The sequence below is a fragment of the Actinomycetota bacterium genome (assembly GCA_030650795.1).
GTDB lineage: Bacteria > Actinomycetota > Actinomycetes > S36-B12 > S36-B12 > UBA11398.
On the sequence record JAUSDJ010000026.1, the window covers coordinates 182,879 to 206,298 of the forward strand.

General features: G+C 62.7%; 20 protein-coding genes and 2 pseudogenes. 18 read left to right on the forward strand and 4 right to left on the reverse strand.

The genetic code is table 11. From position 1 onward, the window contains the following. Window positions 1–294 precede the first annotated feature (294 nt). The 4 genes from Q7L55_08655 to Q7L55_08670 all read left to right on the forward strand — a co-directional run bounded on the left by Q7L55_08655 (window position 295) and on the right by Q7L55_08670 (window position 3,673). Window positions 295–1,734 (forward strand): hypothetical protein, encoded by a 1,440-nt coding sequence (locus Q7L55_08655; GenBank protein MDO8732624.1) that lies wholly within the window; start codon window positions 295–297, stop codon window positions 1,732–1,734. 274 nt (window positions 1,735–2,008) lie between these two features. Beyond that, the gene (locus Q7L55_08660) at window positions 2,009–2,617 is read left to right on the forward strand and encodes a hypothetical protein (GenBank protein MDO8732625.1); all 609 of its coding nucleotides are present in this window, start codon (window positions 2,009–2,011) and stop codon (window positions 2,615–2,617) included. Between the two features lie 141 nt (window positions 2,618–2,758). Further along, the gene (locus Q7L55_08665) at window positions 2,759–3,190 is read left to right on the forward strand and encodes a hypothetical protein (protein MDO8732626.1); all 432 of its coding nucleotides are present in this window, start codon (window positions 2,759–2,761) and stop codon (window positions 3,188–3,190) included. 72 nt (window positions 3,191–3,262) lie between these two features. Then, complete coding sequence (locus Q7L55_08670) at window positions 3,263–3,673, forward strand: cupredoxin domain-containing protein (protein ID MDO8732627.1); 411 nt, start codon at window positions 3,263–3,265, stop codon at window positions 3,671–3,673. A gap of 57 nt (window positions 3,674–3,730) precedes the next feature. Here Q7L55_08670 and Q7L55_08675 read toward each other — a convergent pair whose 3' ends face one another. Together Q7L55_08675 and Q7L55_08680 are read right to left on the reverse strand one after the other, a co-directional pair. After that, window positions 3,731–4,372, reverse strand: coding sequence for a hypothetical protein (locus Q7L55_08675; GenBank protein MDO8732628.1), 642 nt, complete (start codon window positions 4,370–4,372; stop codon window positions 3,731–3,733). Further along, entirely contained in the window at window positions 4,369–4,893 is a 525-nt protein-coding gene (locus Q7L55_08680; GenBank protein MDO8732629.1) for a sigma-70 family RNA polymerase sigma factor, read from the reverse strand. The genes Q7L55_08675 and Q7L55_08680 overlap by 4 nt, the downstream gene beginning before the upstream one ends. Before the next feature lie 436 nt (window positions 4,894–5,329). Here Q7L55_08680 and Q7L55_08685 point away from each other — a divergent pair, with 436 nt between their 5' ends. Both Q7L55_08685 and Q7L55_08690 read left to right on the forward strand, forming a co-directional pair. Next, complete coding sequence (locus Q7L55_08685) at window positions 5,330–6,439, forward strand: glycosidase (GenBank protein MDO8732630.1); 1,110 nt, start codon at window positions 5,330–5,332, stop codon at window positions 6,437–6,439. A 326-nt stretch (window positions 6,440–6,765) separates the two neighbouring features. After that, complete coding sequence (locus Q7L55_08690) at window positions 6,766–7,005, forward strand: fumarylacetoacetate hydrolase family protein (protein MDO8732631.1); 240 nt, start codon at window positions 6,766–6,768, stop codon at window positions 7,003–7,005. Here Q7L55_08690 and Q7L55_08695 read toward each other — a convergent pair. After that, window positions 7,002–7,295, reverse strand: a complete 294-nt coding sequence (locus Q7L55_08695) for a DUF1905 domain-containing protein (GenBank protein MDO8732632.1) — start codon at window positions 7,293–7,295, stop codon at window positions 7,002–7,004. The two genes, Q7L55_08690 and Q7L55_08695, sit on opposite strands and share 4 nt — an antisense overlap. Window positions 7,296–7,723: 428 nt before the next feature. Between Q7L55_08695 and Q7L55_08700 the strand changes: the two genes are divergently transcribed. From Q7L55_08700 to Q7L55_08755, 12 genes and pseudogenes are all read left to right on the forward strand, one after another. Beyond that, window positions 7,724–8,065 (forward strand): metalloregulator ArsR/SmtB family transcription factor, encoded by a 342-nt coding sequence (locus Q7L55_08700; GenBank protein MDO8732633.1) that lies wholly within the window; start codon window positions 7,724–7,726, stop codon window positions 8,063–8,065. Between the two features lie 110 nt (window positions 8,066–8,175). Further along, the gene (locus Q7L55_08705; GenBank protein MDO8732634.1) at window positions 8,176–9,786 is read left to right on the forward strand and encodes a SulP family inorganic anion transporter; all 1,611 of its coding nucleotides are present in this window, start codon (window positions 8,176–8,178) and stop codon (window positions 9,784–9,786) included. A gap of 214 nt (window positions 9,787–10,000) precedes the next feature. Further along, window positions 10,001–10,489: an NADH-quinone oxidoreductase subunit NuoB gene (gene nuoB, locus Q7L55_08710; GenBank protein MDO8732635.1), complete on the forward strand. Its 489-nt coding sequence runs from the start codon at window positions 10,001–10,003 to the stop codon at window positions 10,487–10,489. Continuing rightward, complete coding sequence (locus Q7L55_08715; protein MDO8732636.1) at window positions 10,486–12,477, forward strand: proton-conducting transporter membrane subunit; 1,992 nt, start codon at window positions 10,486–10,488, stop codon at window positions 12,475–12,477. The genes nuoB and Q7L55_08715 overlap by 4 nt, the downstream gene beginning before the upstream one ends. A 41-nt stretch (window positions 12,478–12,518) precedes the next feature. Continuing rightward, window positions 12,519–13,427 (forward strand): NADH-quinone oxidoreductase subunit H, encoded by a 909-nt coding sequence (locus tag Q7L55_08720; GenBank protein ID MDO8732637.1) that lies wholly within the window; start codon window positions 12,519–12,521, stop codon window positions 13,425–13,427. Window positions 13,428–13,429: 2 nt separating this feature from the next. Continuing rightward, window positions 13,430–14,080 (forward strand): hypothetical protein, encoded by a 651-nt coding sequence (locus Q7L55_08725; GenBank protein MDO8732638.1) that lies wholly within the window; start codon window positions 13,430–13,432, stop codon window positions 14,078–14,080. After that, a complete protein-coding gene (locus Q7L55_08730) occupies window positions 14,080–15,546 on the forward strand; it encodes a proton-conducting transporter membrane subunit (GenBank protein ID MDO8732639.1) in 1,467 nt (488 codons plus the stop codon). The genes Q7L55_08725 and Q7L55_08730 overlap by 1 nt, the downstream gene beginning before the upstream one ends. Next, window positions 15,543–17,033, forward strand: coding sequence for an NADH-quinone oxidoreductase subunit C (locus Q7L55_08735; GenBank protein ID MDO8732640.1), 1,491 nt, complete (start codon window positions 15,543–15,545; stop codon window positions 17,031–17,033). The genes Q7L55_08730 and Q7L55_08735 overlap by 4 nt, the downstream gene beginning before the upstream one ends. Window positions 17,034–17,501: 468 nt before the next feature. Beyond that, complete coding sequence (locus Q7L55_08740) at window positions 17,502–18,752, forward strand: multicopper oxidase domain-containing protein (protein ID MDO8732641.1); 1,251 nt, start codon at window positions 17,502–17,504, stop codon at window positions 18,750–18,752. Window positions 18,753–18,864: 112 nt separating this feature from the next. Continuing rightward, window positions 18,865–19,008: pseudogene (locus Q7L55_08745) on the forward strand (cation transporting ATPase C-terminal domain-containing protein). Window positions 19,009–19,140: 132 nt separating this feature from the next. After that, window positions 19,141–20,449, forward strand: a pseudogene (locus tag Q7L55_08750) (phosphoribosyltransferase family protein). A 290-nt stretch (window positions 20,450–20,739) separates the two neighbouring features. Next, window positions 20,740–21,762: a hypothetical protein gene (locus Q7L55_08755; GenBank protein ID MDO8732642.1), complete on the forward strand. Its 1,023-nt coding sequence runs from the start codon at window positions 20,740–20,742 to the stop codon at window positions 21,760–21,762. 300 nt (window positions 21,763–22,062) lie between these two features. On the opposite strand, the gene Q7L55_08760 is transcribed toward Q7L55_08755, so the two are convergent. Then, window positions 22,063–23,349 carry a hypothetical protein gene (locus tag Q7L55_08760; protein MDO8732643.1) on the reverse strand — a complete coding sequence of 429 codons (1,287 nt, stop codon included), beginning with the start codon at window positions 23,347–23,349 and terminating at the stop codon, window positions 22,063–22,065. Window positions 23,350–23,420: the final 71 nt, after the last annotated feature.

Consider the following 23,420-nt stretch of genomic DNA (forward strand, 5'->3'; position numbering starts at 1 on the left):
CGATTGACGAGGAATTCTCCCAAGCACTCGCTAGCAGGAATCGCAAGATCGCGAATTTCATTCAGGTGCATCGAGACAGCACGGCATAGAGGCGATGGATGGGACTGCAGTCGATTTGATTGACACTCGTTGAGTCGCTCGCGCCATTACAATCGATGTTCTATACGCTCGGCGCGGTGTTATTGCGGTTCTGGAACATGCCGTCAATGAAGTCGACCACGAGGCGTCGGGCATCTGTTCTAGGACAAAATTCACGACCGTGACTCCCCGGTTCCTCGGGTGTACCGTCGATGCATGATCAAGTGGACGCGTATTGCGCTGCCGCTGTCAGCCGCGGCACTGGTGCTGGCAACCTTTGCCACACCCGCCTTCAGCGCTACATCGGCCGGCTTCGACATCAACGGCTACATCGTCGGTTCGTGGCGCAACGTCGACAACGGACGTGTCTACACGATCTCGAAGGGGAACTCGGCCTACGTGCTCGGCGCCGGCTCGGCGTGGAAGACGGGCGAGGGTTGCAACGTGAATATGGGTGACGTGCTGTACACCCTGACCCCCAAGCAGACCGTGGGCGGCTACCTGAACGGTGGTGATTACGTGGGGCCGTGGCGGCAACTGAAGAAGGAAGCCAGTGGTGCCTGCACGTGGCTTCCGATCTCGCCAGGCCAGTCGGGCTACTACGAAGGAATAAGTGGCTTCGTGCCAACGACCGGGCCCAAGACGGCAGAGAACCCCGACGGCCAGACGATGAACTGGTTCTGCGCCTACACGGGCCCCTATACGCAGTGCGCGAGCCTTTCCCGGATCGGGCCCGGCTTCGTGCAGCCTGGTGCCAAACCCACGCCGACCCCCACGCCGACCCCGACGGTGCCTCCGTTAGCGAAGACGGCCGAGTACGGCACTTTCCTGGGCCTCGGCGACCCCAATACCCCAGACTGCTCGGCAGCGCGCACTCAGCGCGCAGCGGAGATCGCCACGGTTGGGCAGAACTACCCCGGAGCCACGAACGATGTCGCCATCCGTGGCGAGAAGCTCGTCCTTGGGGCAATCCCGAACTCCGCTTCGCTCTTGCAGATCTACCGACTGCTCGGCAAGACGGACATACCGCAGGCTCTGAACACGAACGTATACGCGCGAGCTACGCGTACTGTGCGCGGCGGGGTCACCCTTGAGGACCGCCTGCGCGCGGCCATCCTCGCTTCTGGGGGTCAGCTCAACCCCGACGACGTTCTCGGCCTCGCCCTCCAGGTGACGGGTGGGAGTTATCCGATGGCCGTGCTGACCGCCCACAATCTCCTGAAGGGCGTCGCGGTCACGGGCCGAAACATCATCGAGCAGTGGCCAGTGGCAGGCGCCAAGTCCCACCCGGCCATGCTTGCCGAGCTCGGTAAGCAGAGCGCCGTGGTGGGCAAGCTCGCGAGTTTGCGATGCGAGCCTGCAGTGTCGAGGGACAAGGTGGGACCTTGGTACCACTCGTTCGCGGTGCTCACCGGCGGCGCGCTCGTGGGGGCTGACTTCGCCCCCCTGATCGTCGCGGCCGAGCATGGCGGGAAGGCGGCTAACACCGCCCTCAGGAAGATGAGGCAACTGCTCGGCTATGCCCTCCCAGCAAACATCCTCGCCTGGATTCCTGACGGCTTCTTCAGCGGCGAAGGCGGCTTCGACCCTGAGAAGGCGGCATTCGATGCAGCCGTGTCCGGCGCAGCGCTCCAACTCAGACCGCTTTCCCGCTGACGACCGATCCTGAGTGGCACGTCGATGAGCAGTTTGGCGTCGGCGTCTTCCCTCCGCCCCGAGGCCCTACTGCGCCTCGTTGACGCGGTCCTGGTCTGACAGTACGAAGAATGACCTCCGGCAGTTCGCCGCTACGGGGTTCTTCCGTTGTCTACCTCGAGCGCATCGATCGCCGAATCCGCGCAGACCTCGGTCAGTCCTTACTCGTCGGGTGAACCGAGCGGGTGCGCCGCCCGTATTCCGCAGTAGTCATCGTCTATAACGGAGGTCACTCATGCCCAACCAACTAGCCTCAACGACATTGCGTCCCAGACAAGCGCGACGCCACTGGATCCCTGCGTCAGTGACGGTCTGTGCCGCGGCCGCGATCGTTGTTACCGGAGCAGCGGCTGCGACAGCAGCCGCGTCCACGGATGTCGGGTTTGGAGCGGGAGCGCAGGTTCGAAGTCGTGCCGTGTTGAGCACCGCCTCAACCTCTTTGGGCACGATCGTCGTCGACTCAACCGGACGCACCGTCTATGAGTTCGCCGCAGACTCCAAGGGTCACTCCACGTGCGCTGGCGGCTGCCTTACTTATTGGCCACTGGTGACCGCACCGAGCGCGATGCCGGCATCCGTCCCGGGAATCAGCGGAAAAGTGGGTTTCATTAAGAGGTCCGACGGCAAGCGCCAGCTCACCCTCAACGGCATGCCCCTGTATAGGTTCACTGGCGACTCGAAGGCTGGCCAGACGAACGGACAGGGCTCGACCGGCTCGGGCGCGAAATGGTGGGTCGTGTCTTCCTCAGGCAAGCAGATAACGACGCACACCTCCGCCGGGTCGGCGGTCGACTCTTCCACCACGCCTCCAGCGGGCGGCGGCGGCGACATCTACAACTACTGAGGCAGCCGTGAGCGAGGCGCGAGGCCGCAAGCCCACGTCCCTCGCTGCGTCGAAATCGGGATGCCTACACACGGGAAAGTCCGCCGAATTTGTAGCAGTGACTTGGCTCATCCCTTCGGGCTAAGTCAAGAAGGAGGAGCCTTGAAAGTTCTCCGAAAGTCGCTCACGGGAGTGGCAGTAGTCGGTCTCGCTGTGGACGCATACGTTCACCTGGATCTTGCTGGCCAATACTCAGGAGTCGGTGAGACAGTCACGCAGGGTCAGTTGTTCCGCATTGAGGCTGCGATGGCGCTCATCGCGGCTGTACTGCTACTGGTCAAACCTGGACGAGTGACGGCGGCGTTCGCTGCCCTCGTGGCTGGCGGTGGAGTTCTAGCGTTGCTGTTGTACTACTTCGTCAATGTCGGGCCAATAGGTCCTCTGCCGAACATGTACGAGCCGCTTTGGTACGGCCAGAAAGTGGCGACACTAGTCGCGCAAATGCTCGCAACCGCTGCCGCGCTTGCCCTTGTGGTCATACATTCGTTCAGGCCACCCCAGCCTGCCGCCGAAAGAGCCGAGCACCGCTTGTAGGGCGAATCATTTGACGCAGAGAAACGTTCCTCGCGGGTGAACGATTCTGTGGTCGGGGACGTGAAGTCAAGTATGCGAACACTAACTAAGCTTGCCGTCCCTCTTCTTGCCTCGCTCGGCCTGATGGGCGTGCTGACAGCGTGTGGATCCAGCACAACCTCAACGCCAACCAACGACTCCACGGTCGCACCTTCTTCAAGCCCCGCCGCCACAACATCCGACACGTCAGCGGCCACTAGCACCGATACGGTCACGATCTCCGGCTTCGCTTTCAGCCCGGCGAACGTGAAAGCTGGGCAGAACGTCACCGTCACGAACGCAGATAGCGTGGAGCACACGGTCACGATCGCAAGTGCTGGTGTGGATGTGAAGGTGCCAGCCAACGGCAGCGCCTCGTTCACCGCGCCAGCAAAAGCGGGCAACTACGCCCTGACCTGTGACTTTCACCCATCCATGTCAGGCACTTTGGTGGTCACCGCGTAGCCACAGCGTGTTCTTCCAGTACAACACTTGGCTCGATAGTGGAGCCGGCAACTCGCCTCAGACGACTGGAACGTCCAGGAGGATGGAACCGTCGGCTCCCGTCAGCGTCACGCTGGCGATCGCATCAGGCGTAGCCCGCGAACTCGCCACGACGTATGCCTTGCCGTCGTACTTTGCCGTCCATGCGAGTACCTGTTCCGTTCCGCCGTCAACTGTGTGGACACTCAACACGCATTTGGTCCCTTGGGGCACACCGCTGACCGCGATGGTCAACTGACTTCCATCCCCATCAGAGACGATGTCCGCGGAAACCGACAGCCCGGAGGCCGATGCGATCGCCGTGATGCTGTGGTTGTCCGGGGCTACGGCCGAGAAGCCGACTCCGATCCCGACAGCAACGACCACAACGGCCGCAGCTCCTGCCAAAGTTCTCATCAATGTACGTCGCCGACGCTGCACCCTCTCGGCGGCGACGGCGCGAAGGATGCGCTCCAGGTGCATATCGTTGGGCACCGGCACATCCTCCGATACGACATCAGCAGTCGAGACCGCCGCCATGATCGACGAGACTCCTCGAAGCGAGGCCTGCTCAGCAGCGCAGGCCGGGCACGTCAACACGTGGGCCGCGGCCACCGAGCCGAGTGCGGCTCGGGTGAGCAGCGCGACAGCTATCTCCTCTTGCACTTCACCGCAAATCACGAGATCAGTCCCCTCTCCTGGAACAACACCCTCAGGGCACGCAAGGCGTAATGGCACCGGGACTTCACCGTGCCCTCGGGAACACCGAGGGCTTGAGCCGCTTGGGCGATCGAGCGATCTTCGTAGAAGACAAGGAGCAGCACGTCCCGATGGACCGGATTGAGGCAGTCGAGTGCATTGAGCAGCTCGAAGCGCGTGAGCAATGCATCCATGCCGCCGTCGGTGCTTCCCGCCCGATCCGGCGGATCCACGAGCACCTCCGGCGGGCGAGCCAACTGGGCGCGATGCGCGTCAATGACCAGGTTGCGAGCAACGGTGAACAGCCAGCCGCGTGGTGATCGACCTTCGTCTTGCAGCACCTCCGGATGCCGCCACGCCCGCATCAGCGTCTCCTGCACGATGTCCTCCGCCCGCTGGCGGTCAGCTCCCATCAACCCCGACACGTATCCGAGCAGGCCTCGTGCGTACTGGTCGTACAGCTCGCGTACCAATTCCTCATCGGCGTGCTGGCTTTCGGACACACCTCACAGTACGTCGACACCGCAACCTTGGTTCAATACCCGTAATTGGCTACAACGCCGTAGGCCCATCGTCACCACGCTTTGTCTGCAGTTGGCGGTGCGATTGCAGCAGCCTCTACGGACGCAGCTAAACACGCTGCGGCACCGAACTGTGGGGCAGATCAATCTGTCACATCCTCGGCATTGCGCGACGCGAGATGGTCTTCATCGGCGATGCCCTGCTCCCCGGCGGGAACGACTATCCAGTCAAGGCGGCAGGGGTCGCTTCAATCCATGTCAGAGACCCCATGAGACGAAGCGGGTAGTCGATTCCATAAATGTGAGCAGCCACCTGAGCCCAGTTTGCAGCGACGAATGACTTCAAACTGGTGATTGAATGTCACGAGGTGCCGCATGGTGGCAGACAACATGACGCATTACTCGAAATGGAGCACTGATGTCCGGGTTCGACCTAGAACACTTGGGCGTCATCATGGAGCCCGAAAGGGGCAATCCGCTGGAGGTCGAAGGGGTGTTGAATCCGGCTGCTGTTCGTGGGCCAGATGGTCATCTCTACGTGTTTCCCCGTCTTGTGGCGAAGGGCAATTACTCGCGCATTGGCATAGCACGGGTGTTGTTTGATGAGACGGGTGATCCCTGCGGGGTCGAGCGATTGGGCGTTGCGCTGGAACCTGAAACTGACTACGAACTGTGGCCTGACGGCCGCGGTGGATGCGAGGATCCGCGCATCACGTTTATTGAGCCGCTGGGTCAATACGTCATGACATATTCGGCGTTGTCGCCCAAAGGCCCGCGGATTGCCTTAGCCGTGTCGACGGATTTGCTCAAATGGCGCCGGCTTGGCTTGGCGTCTTTCACGCCCCATGCAGGTATCGAGTTCGATGACGTTGACAACAAGGACGCGAGCGTTTTCCCCGTTCCGATCCCCAATCCGTCGGGGGTGATGGAACTTGCAATGCTCCACCGCCCGCTGTTCCCCGGCACGCGTCCCGAGGAGACCGCGCTGCATCCCGTACCGCGTGCGTTGCGTCTTCATCACGAAAGCATCTGGATTTCCTACCGCAGCATGGAAGTTGATGGCACTGATCCAGATGGCCTTTGCTGCTTCACCTCACATCATCGGCTGGCTTCCCCCGTGTCGCATTGGGAGCGTCTGAAGATAGGCGGCGGTGCCCCGCCAATACTCACTCGGCATGGCTGGCTGATCGTGTATCACGGTGTAAGTAAAGTTTCCGAGGCAACTGACGACAAAGGCGCATTGCGCTACTCCGCGGGCGTGATGGTGCTCTCGGAGGAACATCCGCACGACATCCGCTACCGCTCAACGCATCCGGTACTGGAACCCATGCTGCGGCAAGACCCCAATGGCACAATCCCCAACGTGGTGTTTCCCACCGGCGTTGACCGCCGCGACGATCTTGGCACCCCCGACCGTTTCGATGTCTACTACGGGATGGCCGACAGTTCGATCGGCGTGGCTCGCCTTGATCTGCCACAGATCCTGCCGCTGCGAGCGGCCGCTGACCCACCTGAAGCAAAGGTGTAGCTGGCCCGAACCCACGAGTTTTCCACTGGTGCGCGGTTGCGGGTGTTCACTACTCTTGTCACCATTCGTGCAGCAGTATCGACGTCACCTTCCGGCGGCCAATGGTGTCCGCTAGACCGCCTCGCGTCCGTCAAGGGTCGAGGGAGCTCGACAATGAAGTTGGCTACTTTCTTTTCGGGTGCTGCTTTGCATGTTGGTGTCGTTGACGGCGCTCATATCGCGGACCTCACGGCGGCCGTCCCGAAGCCGCCGAAGTTTCTGGCGATTGGTTACAACTACACCGCGCACCTTGAAGAAACTGGGATGGCAAAGCCAACGCGGCAAGTGTGCGGGACTGGCAAGAACTGGAGCCAGGCATGGTCGTCAGCAACTCATTCGATACTCACGGAACCATCGGGCCGTGGATCGTTACGACCGATGAGATCGGCGACCCACTGGACATCACTCTGAAGACGTTTCTCAATGGTGACCTCCGCCAAGACGGGCACACAGGCGACATGCTGTTCAACGTCGTCTATCTGTGGCTGGAGGGCGCCGCCACGAAGCGGCCCGGCGTGGTTGCCTAAGCCACCCTCAAACTGATCTTTGTCGTGTCTCCGGCCGAGATCGCCTCCGCCTTGCGTATAGCCGCCTTGACCGGCAATACGAAGCAGCCTGATTCCTTGTCCGGAAATACCGACGTGCGCCAACTAGATCCACCGATCGTGACTTCCACCGACACAGAGCCGAAGCCGGCCCGCAGCCCACTTCGTTCACGTAGCTCATCACTGAGTTCCGGCGGCACGGTAACGAAAGTCCAAGTGTCAGACTTGCGCGCGTCCCAAGCCCAAAGTTGTGCGGTGAAGACGTGCAACATGCGCCAAGCATTCCACGCACGCAGGTTTGACCCGGGAATTGCTGCAGGTTCCCTTGTCACCTTGACCTGCTGCACGTTTGGTTCCCAACTCCCCTGTCGAGTCAGGCGGATTCTGGCTCAACTTGCGAACCCCCCTTTGCACCCCTGGGAATCCAGGCTTGCACCCCCATCGTCCATAAACTCCGCCCGCGAGTTTGCGTGAGCCCGTTGCTTCCCAGTCACATGGATACGCGGCGACAAGGCTCGAGGAAAAGTTCGACCTCTTGTCAGAGTGCCAGGGGTGGAGGGCGTTTGGCGGGTGCGGAATTCAACCGGCGAACGAGCAAGCTACCGAATTCGGGGCAGGGCCAGCCCGATCCAATCTCGACGATTGGCTGATTGAAGAACTGTTCACATGCTAAAGTCCCCCAAAGACGTTGGGAGTCGCGGTGACCAGACCTCTGTATGAGGCCAAGGCGGATTTCTTCCGCATACTCGGGCATCCTGCGCGAATCAGGGTGCTCGAGTTGCTCTGCGATCGGGAATACGCAGTCCACGAACTTCTCGACGAGATCGAAATCGCGTCGAGCAACCTCTCCCATCAGTTGGCTTTGCTGAGACGCACCGGACTGATTGCCCAGACCCGACGTGGTGGGCAGGTCTTCTACACGATCTCAGCCCCAGAGATCCGGGACCTGCTCATCGTCGCGCGGGCGATCCTGCTCGATGTGATTAGGGAGAGAGACGGTTTGAAGAAGGAATTGAGTTCCGGCCCAAGGAGGCTGTTGTGACCTTGCTTGCTCCCTCCTCCGACCAGGAGCACGGGAACGTCGCCAAGGCGGTTCGCGCAGGCTGGGTCCTCACCCGGGCACTCCTACCCCAGCGGGCTGACTACACGGCAATGCGCCGCAACCCCAAGCGTGACATCGTTGCAGGGGTCACTGTGGCGTTCGTCGCCTTGCCCCTGGCCCTGGCCTTCGGAGTCGCCTCCGGCATGGGAGCAGCCGCCGGTCTTGTCACTGCAATCGTCGCCGGTTTCGTTGCCGCCGTATTCGGCGGCAGCAATCTGCAAGTCAGCGGCCCGACCGGGGCGATGACCGTCGTCCTACTGCCCATCGTGGCGCAGTTCGGGGGTTCGGGCGTCCTCGTCGTTGGAATCATGGCCGGGATCCTCCTCATCGTTCTCGCATTCGTTGGAGCCGGGCGCTACATGCAATACATCCCGCTGCCCGTCGTCGAGGGCTTCACCCTCGGCATCGCCGTCATCATCGGCCTGCAGCAGGTCCCCGCCGCGCTTGGAGTACCCGCCGAAGGCGAGAAAGTCGTGACCATCGCCATCTCCGCGGCCCGCGAATGGCTTGCCGCCCCTGACTTCTCCGCAGTTCTCATCACAATCTTCGTCGCTGGCAGCATGCTGCTGACTCTGCGATTCCGTCCGGGCCTGCCAGTGTCCCTGATCGCCGTCGCGATCTCCACCGTTGTCGTCGCATGGGGTGGCATCGAAGTCGTCACGATCGGCGCGATCCCCACCGGCCTGCCCACTCCCGCACTCCCCGCCGTCCCATGGGGTCATCTGACCACCTTGATGGTGCCTGCAGTCGCCGTCGCTGCACTCGCCGCTCTGGAGAGTCTGCTGTGCGCCGCCGTCGCCGACGCAATGAGCGTGGGCGAGCGCCACAACCCAAACCGCGAACTGTTCGGTCAGGGATTGGCAAACCTCGTGGCACCTGTCTTCGGCGGAGTCCCCGCGACCGCTGCAATCGCCCGCACCGCCGTCAACGTCCGCGGTGGTGCTCGCTCCAGGCTGGGTGCGATGACGCAGTCAGCGGCACTGCTCCTGGTGATCCTGGTCGCTTCGAAGTGGGTGTCCTACATCCCACTCGCCGCCCTCGCTGGAGTCCTGCTCGCAACTGTTGTGCAGATGGTGGAGATCTCCAATCTGCGAGCTCTGCTGAAGGCCACCCGCGGCGACGCCATGGTGCTCATCGCCACGGCTGCCGCCACGATCGCGCTGGACCTCGTCACCGCCGTCGTCGTCGGCCTGGTCGTCGCCTCGCTCTACGCGTTGCGCCAGATGTCGAAGTCAGCCCGCCTAGACGAGGTGCCGCTGGACATCGCCGACCACAGCGCCGAGGAGCAGGCTCTGCTCAATGAACACGTCATCGCCTATCGACTCGACGGCCCCCTGTTTTTCGGTGCCGCCCACCGATTCCTGCTTGAAGTCGCTGAGGTCAGCGATGTCCGAGTCGTCATTCTGCGCATGTCACGCGTCCAGACCCTGGACGCAACCGGCGCCCGCGTGCTTGGGGACACCATCAAGACCCTTGAAGGCCGCGGCATCACGGTGCTGCTGTCTGGCATCCAAGCCGATCACGAGAACATCTTCGAAGTGCTCGGCGTCTACGGACATCTGGCGCACGAGAATCACATCTTTGCCAGCACACCCGAGGCCATCGCTCATGCTCACGCTCACATCCATAAGACACACACCCACGCCAACCCGATGACCTGAATGGACGGTTCCCCGTGATCTCCCCCTCTCGCAGTCAGCATGAGGCCGAGCCTGTCGTCATCACCGGCGACTTCGTCAAACGCCGCGTCGCCGGGCACGTGGTGGGGGCGTTCCACCGAACCGGTCCTACCGGGATATGAACGAGTAGAGGTGTTCGCCCTCATGAACCGGGCCCGATGACTGAGTATCCCTCAGCCGAGCCAGCCGTGGCGCCATGACGCTGCGCAAGGCGATTCGGCTGATCCGTGCGACCGGCAGGATCGCCGAACCCGCCCCGCCCCGCCCCGCGGTCCTAGCCGATCGCCCCGATGAGCTTGCCGGCACAGTCCAGATCCGGCATGTCGATGCGGGCTCCTGCAATGGCTGCGAGATCGAGATCGCCAATGCGTTCGGCCCGGTATACGACGTCGAGCGTTACGGTGCCCGACTCGTCGCCTCCCCACGGCATGCCGACGTCATCCTCGTCACCGGAGCGGTGACCCGGAACATGCTCGAGCCGCTGAAGCGCACTATCGACGCGACACCTCGACCCCGGCTCGTCATTGCGCTTGGGGACTGCGCGCGCAACTGCGGCATGTTCGCCGGGGCTTACGGAGTCGTGGGCTCGGTCAGCGACGTGGTCGACGTCGATCTGGAGATCCCGGGCTGTCCGCCGGAACCTGAGGCGATCGTGCAAGCACTGCGATCGGTGACCGGCACGTGATCCGCGCCGGCCTACTAGCCCAGCTCGCGTTCATGATCATGGCTATCGCGCTGGCGGTCCTCGTACCCGCCCGCTACCGAGCGCGCGTGACAGGCCTAGCCGTGGCGGGAATCGGTCTAGCCGGCTGTGTCACCGGCGTGCTCGCGCTGACTGGCGATCAGGGCCTGGTGGAAATACCGGTCGCGCTCCCCTTCGGTCCATTGACGCTATCCCCGACTCCTCTTGGCGGATTCTTCATGCTCGTGATCGGCGCCGTGGGTGCCATCACGGCCGTGTATGCCATCGGCTACGTCCACGGGCCGTCGGCATCGCGAACATCATGGATCGCCCTGGCTGTATTCATGATGTCGATGCAACTCGTGGCAGCCGCAGCCGATGTCGTCAGCTTCCTGCTGTTCTGGGAGCTGATGGCTGCCGCATCCACGATCTTGGTCCTGACCGAGCATGCGCTGCGCCCCGCTGTGCGCCCGGCCGCAATCTGGTACGCAGCGATGACACAGCTGAGCTTCTTCCTGCTGCTGATCGGCTTCGCAGTCCTCGCCGCTCAGGCCGGCAGCACCCAGTTCAGCGCGTTCAGCACGACCCCTTTGAACTCGACCTCCGCGAATATCGCATTCGTCTGCCTCCTGCTCGGATTTGCCAGCAAAGCCGGCACCGTGCCCCTGCACGTGTGGCTTCCCCGCGCACATCCAGAAGCGCCCAGCCACATCTCCGCACTGATGAGTGCGGCGATGGTCAAGCTCGGTGTGTACGGCGCGATTTTGGTGTCGACCCGGTTCCTCGTCAGCAGCACAACCTGGTGGAGCCTGCTGATCCTTGCCCTCGGACTGGTCTCGGCTGTGTACGGCATCCTGCAGGCATCCGTCGCCAGCGATCTTAAGAGACTGCTCGCGTACTCCACGACGGAGAACATCGGTCTGATGTTTCTGGCCATCGGATCGGCATCACTACTGCGCTCGTACGGAACGACCGGCGTGGCCGATATCGCACTGGCTGGCTGCCTCCTCCTGGTGATGGCGCATGCGGCGTTCAAGACCACGCTGTTCCTTGGAGCAGGTTCGATGCTGCGTTCGACCGGGGAGCGCGACCTCGACAGGCTCGGCGGTCTGGGATCACGCATGCCGATGACGTCGGTCGCCTTCGGCATCGGGGCGCTCGGCGCCGCCGCCTTGCCCCTGACGGTCGGCTTCGTCGCTGAATGGGTGCTGCTGCAGTCGCTGATCCATGGTGCCGGCGGCAGCAATCGGATCCTGGCCATTGTCATGCCCGTGACGGTCGGTGCCGTGGCCCTGACCGCTGGCCTTGCCCTGATGACCTTCGTCAAGGCCTACGGAATCGCCTTCCTCGCCAGGCCCCGAAGCCAGGGGGCCGATGACGCGCGGGAGAGCCCCTTCAGCATGCGGGTGGGCATGGGCGCGGCTGCCTTCCTCGTCATCGCGCTCGGACTTGCCCCAGGCATGACCGCTTCTGCCGCGGCGGCGGCTGGCGGACTTGTCGGCATCGGGTCTGTCGGACTGTTCGGCATCGACGTGCCGGGAATCGGTGCACTCCTTGATCCCGCGTGGTTGTCGATCCTGGGAGCCGTCCTTGTCGTCCCCGTGCTCTTGGTCTCCCTGCACTACGCACGCAGGCGGCCCAGGCGCAAAGTAGACCTTGCCTGGGGTGGCGGCGGTGTGCGCGTCAACCCGCGCATGCAGTACACCGCGACCTCCTATGCGGAGCCACTGGCCCGTATCTTCGACGATTCCCTTCGTCCCGAGCGCGATGTGATCGTCACGCATTCGTCCGAGGCGCAGTACCTCGTTGAACGGATCCAGTACCGCCAACGTCTCTCCGATGTCTTTGAGACGCGTTTGTACCTGCCGGTCATCGAGCTCACCGGCCGGATGACCACCGCGGCCCGGCATCTGCAGAACGGCAAGATCCACTTCTATCTCGCCTACTCGTTCATCGCCTTCCTGCTGGTGCTCCTGGTGGTGACGCTGTGAAACTCGGCGCAGCGGTTCTGGCCACGACCCAGGTGATCGTCATGGTCATCCTGACCCCGTTGCTCATCGGACTAATGCGACAAGTGCGCAGTCGGCTCGAGGGCCGAGCGGGTGCGGGAATCCTGCAACCGTGGCGCGACATGCGCAAGCTGTTCTCCAAGGAGCCCCTCCGCGCACCAGGGATGAGCTGGGTCCAGGCAACGGGGCCCGTGGTTCTCATCACGTCCAGTCTGGTGCTGTGCGCACTCATCCCCTTGCTCGGCACCGTCGCGTTCCCGCTGATCCCCGACGACCTGTTCGTCGTCGTCGGCGTGCTGCTCGTCGGCACCGTTGCCTTGGCGCTCGTCGGGCTCGACGCAGGCTCCGCTTTCGGCGGCATGGGTTCCAGTCGTCACATGACGATCGCTGCACTGGTCGAACCCACGGTACTTGTCTCTATCTACGCACTGTCGGTCCCCATCGGGTCATCCGCGCTGTCCCAGATCGTCAATTCGCGCATTGATTCCCCGGCCACCGTCGCAGCGCCTGTGAGCCTGCTCGCCCTGGTCTCCCTGGTCATCGCAGTGATTGCCGAGGCGAGCCGAATGCCCGTCGACAACCCATCGACTCATCTCGAACTGACGATGGTGCATGAGGCGATGATCCTGGAAAGTTCAGGTCGCGACCTCGGGTGGCTCGAGCTCGGATCCTGGCTCAGACTTGGGGCGCTGCTCGGTCTGATCGGCACGTTGACGCTGCCCTGGGGTGTTGCAACCGCAGTCTCTCCCATGTCCATGCTCATCGGGGTGCTGGCGCTGGCGCTGAAGCTGGCCGTACTGGGTGTGGGCCTGTCCGTGGTCGAGGTGTTCCTCGCCAAGCTCCGACTGTTCCGTGTCCCGGAGTTGCTCGCCGGATCCTTCGTGCTCGCGCTGCTGGCTGTCACGGCGTCCTACCTGACAGTGCAGGTCTAGAAATGTCCGACGCCGTCTACGCCCAGGCCATCGGGATCTGCGCCGCGCTGCTGCTGCTCTCCGCAGTACTGCTGGTGTGGCGGCGGGCGCAGGTCACCGCACTCCCGCTGCTGTCCTTGCAGGGCCTGGCACTGGCCAGCCTCGTTGCGGTCATCGCAATCAAGGAGGGCAGTCCCGAACTCATGGGCGTAGCGGTGCTGGTCCTGCTGTTCAAGGCGATTGCGTTTCCCGTGGCCCTGGCCAGGAGCGGTCGCGGCGAGTATGGCGGAGCCCCCTTGATCAACACTGCGACCTCACTGATCGCCATGGCTGCGCTGACCGCCCTGGCCTATGCCGTCAGCACACCGCTGTCCGTCCTGGGCACTGGACCTACCATCCAGGCAGTCCCAGTGGGCATTGCGCTCGTCCTGTTCGGCTTCCTGCTCCTGGTCACTGGCCGCCACGCGATCGCCCAGCTCATCGGCTTCCTGGTCATCGACAACGGCACCGCCACGGTTGCATTCCTGTCCTCCGGCGGCGTCCCGATAATCGTTGAACTCGGCATCTTCCTCGACGTCCTGCTCGTCATCCTCATCTTGTACGTGCTGACCGGTCGAATCCGCGACGAGTACGGCGACGCCGACCTCGACGACCTCACGGAATTGCACGACTGATGGCTGCCCTGCTCATTGCGCCGCTCGCGATCTGCCTCCTGCTGGTCATGGCCACCGCTGTGGCACGCAAATCGTGGCTGAACCGTTTCGCGGGCATCATTGCCGCCGCCGCAGTGCTCGCCAGTGGTGTCGTCATCGCCGCCCTCGTCCTGGCCGGCGGCCCATTGACCGCGATCGACGGCCTGCTGCGTGCTGATGCCCTGACCGCATTCATGCTCACGGTCGTCGGCGCCGTCGGGCTGACCGCGACGTGGGGCAGCCTTGCCGCCCGCGGGACGACAGAGCACAAGGCGTTCGCCTATCCGACACTGATCGCGGCGTTCCTGTTCGCCATGTCGCTGGCAGTCCTCGCCGACAACCTCGGCATCCTCTGGGTCGCGCTTGAGGCGACGACCATCACCACGGCATTCCTCGTCGGCTATCACCGCACCCGAAATTCCCTCGAAGCCGCCTGGAAGTACGTCGTCCTCGGCTCCGTCGGCGTAGCCATCGCCCTGCTCGGCATCGTCCTGCTCTACGCCGCAACGGTGCAGGCGGGCCACCCCACCCTGTCCTGGACTGTCCTCACCAATGCCGGCATTACGCTCGACCCTGGCCTGGTGAAGATGGCCGCTGGCCTGACACTGCTCGGATTTGCAACCAAGGCCGGCCTGGCACCCATGCACAGTTGGCTGCCCGATGCCCATAGCCAGGCACCCGCCGCGGTCTCCGGGCTCATGTCCGGAGTCCTGCTGTCAGTCGCGTTCTACGGGATCCTGCGCGTACAGGCCATCACCGACGCGGTGATCGGCCCCGACCTGATGCGTAACCTGCTCATCGCCGGCGGGCTGCTGTCCATAGCCGAAGCTGCAGCCCTCATCCTGCGCCAACGCGACCTCAAGCGGATGCTCGCGTACTCAAGCATCGAGCACATGGGCATCATTGCGCTGGCCGCCGCCATCGGAGGGCCGCTCGCCATCGGGGCGGCACTGCTGCACATGCTCGGCCACGGGCTGGCCAAGTCCAGCATCTTCGTCGTATCGGGCCGCATCCTGACCGTCGACGGCTCCACCCAGATCTCTCAGATCCGGTCCCTGCTGACTCGGCGATCCGGCATCGCCATCCCTTTCCTGGCCGCAATGGCGGCGCTGCTCGGCATGCCGCCGTTCGCGCTGTTCTTCACCGAAGTCGCCATCGTTGTTGCCGGATTCCAGCGCGGGCTGGGCTGGGTGATGTCCGTGGCCATCGCCTTGCTGCTCATCGCCTTCATCGGCCTTGCCCGTCACACCAGCGACATGATGTTCGGCACCGACCCGGACCCAGAGGCCCGCCAGGGCCACGCCCCGCAAACCGGCGACCGCTCCGCGCATGGACCGAGACTGCCGCTCATCGCAGCACTCGCGGCGACGGCAATCATCGGATTTCTCACGGGTCCGTTCTCAAGCCTGCTCAGCGAAGCTGCGAATGTCCTTGGAGGTGGGCGATGACCGGTGGATCCAATCGGCGGTCCGTCAACGTCGCGGCAGCAGATGTGGTCGATGTCTTCGAGGGACTCCTGGCCGAAGGCTTCCGGCTGTGCATGGTCGCCTGCCATCAGGACGAGGCCCAGTTCCGAATCGTGTACGTGCTCCTGCGACCCGTGGACGACCGGCGCGTCGAACTGGTGCTCACCGTTTCCCAACAGGAGCGGGAGATTCCCACCCTGGCCCGGCTCAACTACTCCGCAGGCCGCTTCGAACGCGAGATGCGCGACCTCTACGGCATCAGACCCATCGGCCATCCCCTACGCCGGCGGCTCGTGCGCCACGGCCACTGGCCCGTCGGCTGGTACCCAATGCTCCGCGAAGCCGATCCCGATCCGGACTTCCTTGAGGACATCGGCTCATTCCCCTTCCTTGAGGTCGAGGGAGAGGGCGTCTACGAGATCCCCGTCGGCCCCGTCCACGCCGGGCTGATCGAACCCGGTCACTTTCGATTCTCCGTCGTCGGCGAGACCATCCTGCGATTGAAGACACGACTGTGGTTCGTGCATCGCGGCATCGAGAAGATGCTTGAAGGCGCCGACGCCACCGCCGGCATCGAGATCGCCGAGCGCATCAGCGGCGACACCGCCGTCGGCCACTCCCTTGCCTTCGCCATGGCCCTGGAAGAGGCTGCAGGCATCCACGTCAGTGAGAACGACAGACTCATCCGCGCCCTTCTCCTGGAACTGGAACGTCTGCACAACCACATCGCCGACATCGGAGCCCTGGCCAACGATGTCGGCTACGGCCTGATGAACGCACATGCTCTTCGTCTGCGCGAGTCTCTCCTGCGAATGAACAAGGACACGACAGGCCACCGACTCCTGCGCGGCGCCATCTCGATAGGCGGATCGCATCTGATCCAACTGCCCGACACCACTGCCATCCGATCGATCGCCGATGAGGCTGCTGAACTGGCCACCATCACGACAGACAACGCCACCGTCCGCGACCGCTTTGTCGGCACATCCGTGCTCAGCAGCGAGGCCGCGCGACTGCTCGGCGCGCTCGGCTACGTTGCACGCGCATCAGGAATCGACATCGACGCGCGACGGGACCATCCCTTCGTCGACCTCGGCGCCGCGCTCAAGGTCGTCGTCGAAACCGGCGGCGACGTCATGAGTCGCTACATGATGCGCGTTCGCGAGATCCAAGTGTCGGCAACGCTCGTCACGGACCTGGTCCGACGACTGGACACAAATACAGGCAGTGGCCACCAGGCACTGCCCAACGGGCCAGGTGCGGGACTTGGCCTTGTCGAGGGTTGGCGGGGACTGATTGCCCACCGCGTCGAGCTCGACGCTTCGGGTCGCATCACGCGCGCCAAGATCGTCGACCCCTCGTTCTTCAACTGGCCAGCGCTTCCCGTTGCCCTCGTCGACACGATTGTCCCCGACTTTCCCTTGACCAATAAGAGCTTCAATCAGTCCTACGCAGGCAACGACCTCTAAGGCCGTCACCATCGAGGAGACTTCAGGCCTTCTTTGCGAATTGTCTGAGCGGTCGGATTCGGGAGTGGCCTACTCCACACGTATTGGCATCAATGCAAGCGCTCAGCGCCTCCGCACTACTCAATGGATCCAGCTTCAGAAACTCCTGATCACTCAGGTGTTCAAGGACCTCTAGAACCCAAGTAGCAGGGCCTTGCTTGTCCATTTCTTGTAGCGGTGACCATGTAGTGCTTCATGACTTAGTCAACCCTGTCCCGCGTCTTGGTTAACCCAGCGGGCATGCGGTAGCACCGTCGGAGTCACCACCCATCAAGTCCCAAATAGGCAAATCCCGCCCTGGCTCCGAATAGGCCTGCGTCGCTTTCGCAGCCTGGAGGCGACCACACCCGGGGTAGTCACTTCAATCGACTTGCCTCCAGTCGGAAGAGTTAGTTAGGTTAGCCTTTCCAAATGTGATGGAGGAACTTGATGGGTCTCGGACAAACGCTGGTGGTGCCTGAAATGCTCGGCGCCGTCAAGGGACTCCATGCCCGCACAGCGATGCGCATTGGCGTGGCGCTCATCGCAGGATCCGCGCTTGTCGGAGCACTGGCAAGTTGTGGGACCTCATCCTCAGCGTCCAGTGACAATCCTTCCCATCAGACGCGCGCCTATTTCATCGCTGCTGACGAGCAGCCTTGGGATTACGCTCCCCGGCACACCAATGCCATCACCGGCAAGCCGTTTGATGCCACTGCAGACACGTTTGTCAAGCAAGGGCCCGATCGCATCGGCTCTAGGTATCTCAAAGCCTTGTACCGGCAGTACACAGACGCCAGATTCACCACATTGCTACCAAGGCCCGCCTCGCAGGCCTATCTCGGCGATCTCGGGCCCATCATCCGCGCCGAGGTGGGCGACACCATCCAAGTCACCTTCCGCAACAACACTCGGTTCCCAGAATCCATGCACCCACATGGTGTCTTCTACCAGGCCGCATCAGAAGGAGCCGTCTATAACAACGGCATCCCCGAGAAAGACAAGCCCGGCGACTCGGTGGCTCCCGGACACACATTCACCTACACCTGGGAAGTCCCCGAACGCGCAGGACCCGGACCAAGCGACCCGAGCTCGATCATGTGGATGTATCACGGTCACGTCGACGAGATCGCTGACACTTACGCTGGGCTCATCGGGCCAATGATCATCACGCGAGCAGGTCAAGCCAATCCCGACGGGTCCCCCAAGGACGTGGACAAAGAATTCGTGGCAAACTTCATGGTCGCCAACGAGAATCAAAGCCCTTACCTATCAGCGAATATTGCCAAGTACGCATCGAACCCGAAGAGTGTCAACCGAGACGATGATGACTTCATCGAATCCAACCTCATGCATTCGATCAACGGCTACGTCTTCGGCAACCAGCCGATGATGACGATGACTCAAGGACAGCATGTGCGCTGGTATGTCATGGCGATGGGCACCGAGGTCGACCTGCACACCCCGCACTGGCACGGCAACACCCTGACCAGCATGGGCATGCGCACTGACACCATCTCTCTCCTGCCGGGGGCCATGATCACCGCGGATATGACGCCCGACAATGCGGGAATCTGGCTCTTCCACTGCCATGTCAACGACCACATCACGGCGGGGATGCTCACTCGATACCAGGTACTGCCAAGTTCCAACGCGCCACCGACCGAATCCACTGCGCCTGCCCATACGTCAGGCGGGTAACCCGCTAACGCGAACCAGGCTCACGGCACAGGGTCGGTAACACCACAATTGGCTGCTAAGTCGCGCCGTTCGATTTGGTTGACAGTTGGATTGCCCCGGCTGCTATCGACACCTTCCCGCTTTGGCCCTGGGATGTGAGCCAGCTGAGCCGGGGCTCGTGAGCCGACCGCCGCGCCCTTCGGGCGAGCGGCTCATCCGGCGCGAACTCCTGATCCGCGCTTGGGTACTGCGGGGCGGGGTATCTGCGATCTTGGTTGCTCGGCGCCAATGTGCAGGACAGACCTGTGTAGGAAGCAATACACCTCTGCAGCAGACGATCCCGCCGATCTGACCAAAGCCAGACACAGATGACCGGCAATAGGAGGACTCTGAGACCAAGGAGGTTCGCATGTTCCTCAATCGACGTGAGGCAGGTAAGAGACTGGCCTTACATCTGCGCGACCGCATCGGTTCAGATCCGGTAGTACTCGCTCTGCCGCGCGGTGGAGTCCCTGTCGCTGATGAGGTGGCCCGCGCTTTGGGCTGCGAACTGGATGTCCTGGTGGTGCGCAAACTCGGCGCACCAAGCAACCCAGAATTCGCCATCGGAGCCATCGGTGAAGGCGGAGCGCGCGTAATTCACGAGGACGTGGTCACCGCTCTGGGCCTGTCCTCGCACGAGGTCGACGACATCACCTCTGCCCAGCAGCGTGAAGTCGAACGTCGCGTGACTCTGTATCGGGGTGCGAGGCCCATGACGCAGGTGCATGGCCGGACGGTCATCGTTGTGGATGACGGGCTGGCCACGGGCGCAACTGCTGCTGCGGCCGTTGCTGTCCTTCGCCACCTGAAGGCGGGCCACATCGTCTTGGCCGTGCCAACAGGTTCACGTGAGGCAGTGCACGACCTGAGCGCCCAAGTCGACGACGTCGTCTGCCTGGAGCAGCCCGCCAACTTCCAGGCAGTCGGCCAGCAATACGAGGACTTCGGACAGACCACTGACGATGAGGTCATTGAGATCCTCGCATCCGCACATGCAACTACCACTAGCAGTGGAACAGATATTGCCCATGCGTGACATCGATGTCTCGATCCCGGTGGCGCCAGGATGCGACCTCAAAGGGCACTTGGCAGTCCCTGAGCATGCGGTTGGCATCGTCTTGTTTGCCCATGGCAGCGGTAGCAGCCGCCACAGCCCCCGCAATCAATGGGTCGCCCGCACACTGAATGCAGCACATGTCGCCACGCTGCTCATCGACCTGCTGACTGTTAGCGAAGCCGATGACCGTGCGATGGTCTTCGATATCGACACACTGGTGACCCGTGTAGTCGCGGTGGTTCGGTGGGTTGCAACTCATCCAGACTGCAGCGAATTGCGGATCGGCCTGTTCGGCGCAAGCACTGGAGCTGCGGGCGCGATCGGCGCCGCAGCCATGGAGCCCTCACTGGTTGCGGCAGTGGTGTCACGGGGAGGACGCCCAGACCTCGCCGCGGACTGGCTGGACCAGGTTCGTGCACCAACCTTGCTGATCGTAGGAGGACAGGACACGCAGGTACTGGCCTGGAACCGTCAAGCGGGTGCCGCCATGCGCTGCACGCACGAGATGGCCGTCATCCCCGGGGCCACGCACCTGTTCGAGGAGCCAGGGACACTGGCCGCGGCAGCCCAGATGGCAACCGACTGGTTCACGCAATGGCTCCGCCCCCACAACGAATAAGCCGAATCCGGAATCTGACACCTGGACCTGCACCGTGCAGCAGCGCGATCTCGGGATCGCCGGTGTCCCACACCAGGGAGCTGATCTTGCGACCGTCCGGCATCACCACGGATTCGCGGCGGTTCAATTGCGCATGCCGATCAACGTGGACGACGCTAAGGGGCGATCTGTGGGCCCTAATGTTCGTCGACCCTTGAGATGAAGACGGGACCTCGGCCCTTGTGATTTGGCGACCGGGCCGTCTAACTTGGCCATTGGGAAGTGCGCGACCAGACAATCAAGGAGTCGCGATGGTCCGTTTGAGCAGGTTCAGATCGCTGAGACTCATTGCGCCGCTGCTGGGGATCGCACTCGGTGCCTTTGGTGTCGCGCCTGCGATGGGTGATGCCTCCGATACTCATGCACCCATCGTTGAGTTGCATCCTGGGACCTTCGAGGGCAAGCAGCAGGTGGTCTATGTGCCACAAGGCAAGGGCTTTGATCTCTGGTACTACGTCAGTGATGACAGTGGGTATTCGCGTGTGGCGATCACGATCTATTCCGGTGGTACGCAGGTCGATACTCCTTGCTGCGCTGAGCAGGCACCGGCAAAGGCTGTGCTGGTGAATCAGTTCGTTGCAGCGGTCCATCCGACTAATGCGCTGGAAGCGGGTCCGTATTACGCATGCATTGGCGCTGAAGACCCCTCCGGGAACAAGTCGATCAACTATCCGCAGAGTTCGTGCATATGGCTCTCGCTGGAGGTTCCGTTGAATCTCGTTGCCAATGGCTGTGGAGGGCAGCAGTGGGGTCCAATCGCTGGGAGATTGCAGACTCGACTGCTGGACAAGAACACCTACTTCGGCGTGAAGGTGAGTTTCAAGGACGCCTGCGATCAACATGATGCGGGCTACAGCGGCGTGACGGTGATGAACCAATATCTAGGCAAGGTTGTGGACTATCGCAACTGGCCGCGTGGAACCGTCGATCAGTGGTTCCTGGCCGATCTGCAAACCGAGTGCGATATCCAGTTGAAGAACAAGCTCACTGTGTTCAAGCGCTCATACTGCAGGTACGGTCCAACGCTTGATCGATTCGTCGCGGGAATCAAGGCAAGCCACGCTGTCTTCGCGATTCCCTGTGCACTCACGTCCGGGATGAAACTCCAGGCGTACATCCAACCCGGTGCGTTCACGTACTTCCAGGCAGTGCGCAAGTGCGCAGTCTCGGCCTACGACTCCGACGCGATCGTCCCGGGAATTCAACACACACACAAGCCGCCAAGTTCACTCTCGAACTATGGGCTCTCGGGCTCCTCGCGCGACAATACGTGAGCCCACTCGACGAGTATCGTCACGCTCGTTCGCCGCATGCGCTTGCGCTCACTTGAAAATGGTCTAGCGGACATCGATGGGCCCAAACTCTTCATCCAGCCATGATGATCTTGGCGGCCGCCAAGCGCGCGCGTCTCCCCGCTCGGGAAGGTCACACACCCCGTCAGTTGATTGTGAACCTCGATCAGCCAACAAGACAGCCACTGTCTCCGCGAACGGTCCAGCGGGTTCTTCGTCTTCAACGCAACAGAATCGCCGAGTGCACGAAGTTCTCGTATCCGGAAGCCGGAATGCAGCCTGTCACGCGTTGTCGCGCTGGCCACCTTGCGGAACAGCAGCAGGGTTGGTCGTCGTCTGGATTCCCCCTGCAGTGAGGTCGGCGTCGAAGTACGGCTGGAAGGCGCTGCGGGTCGCGGTATAGAAGGTGTACGCGCCAATGGCCCCGGTCGGCTGGCCGCCAGTGGACGCGGCACCGTTCAGGCACGCGTTGCGCGCGGCCTGATACTTACGGCTGGCGGGGATCTGAGTTCGGCACTCCAAGGCCAGCAGCTGCCGGAACAAGTCATCGACCTGCGCCCTCGTCCACGTCCGGAAGTCGTACCACTTCTTCGTTGCCGGCTCCTGGATGACGATGCCGCGGTACCCGGAGTCCCGTACGCCGCACGCATCTCGGAAGTCGACCCGCACACCGGCATACGTGCGCACGCTGCTCATCCACGCAAAGGTGCCGGACGCGTCGTCCGGCGAGGCGCACGTCTTTCGATTCTGCCAGCGCCCATAGAGCACCTGGTCCACCCTGATCCACTGGCAGGCGGTCCACGGAGCGTTGGCCGACTTGATGCCCTGTGCACTCGTCATTGCGTACCCGCAAACGAAGTACGCGCTCGGCGCCGCCTTGTCCGGTCGGAAGGAGAACTCTGCCGTGCGCGATGCCCCTCCGCGTGGGTCGTAGATGGGTCCGTAGTCGTAGATCAGGGGCTTGAGGTTGTTCCCGTCGTAGACGTTGACCTGCCAATTGACCAACTCATCCCCGGCCGCGACCGTGATCCCCACCTCGAATCTGACCGCATGGTCACGTTGAAGGATCAGATCCTCGGGGGCTCGAATCGACACGCGAGGGGCGCTTGAGGTCACAGCCGTCGGAGTGGGGCTTGGAGTCGACCTGGTCAGGGTGCCCGGCTTCGTGTAGGTCGGCGTAGGCGTGTACCCGTTGTTCACGACCAGCGTCAAGGTGCCCGGGCTGGACTCGGTTATCGCGAACGTCGCCGCCCCGGGGTTGGCCGAACAGTCGTTCAGCCAGAACCCTACGTGCGTGCCGGAGTAGGACGCGCCGCTCCCGCTCATGGTCCACATCTGCTGGCCTGCCGGGTGGGTGCAGGGGCCGCCGAAATTCGCCGCGGTGATCGTCGTGCCCGCGTACGACGTCGACCCGGTTGACTGCACCACGACGTTGCCGTAGGAACCTGTCCAAGTGCCCACGATCGGTGCGTCGGAGGCCGCCTTGGCGGGCGCCATCACCGCCCCCGCGAGTAGACCGGCCACCAGGGCCGCTCCAGATATTGCACAGACCAGCATGGACCGCTTCATGACGATTACTCCCCCCACAGACTCATCACTTCCAGTATGGCCCTCCCGCACTCCGGCCCATCACGAGCTAC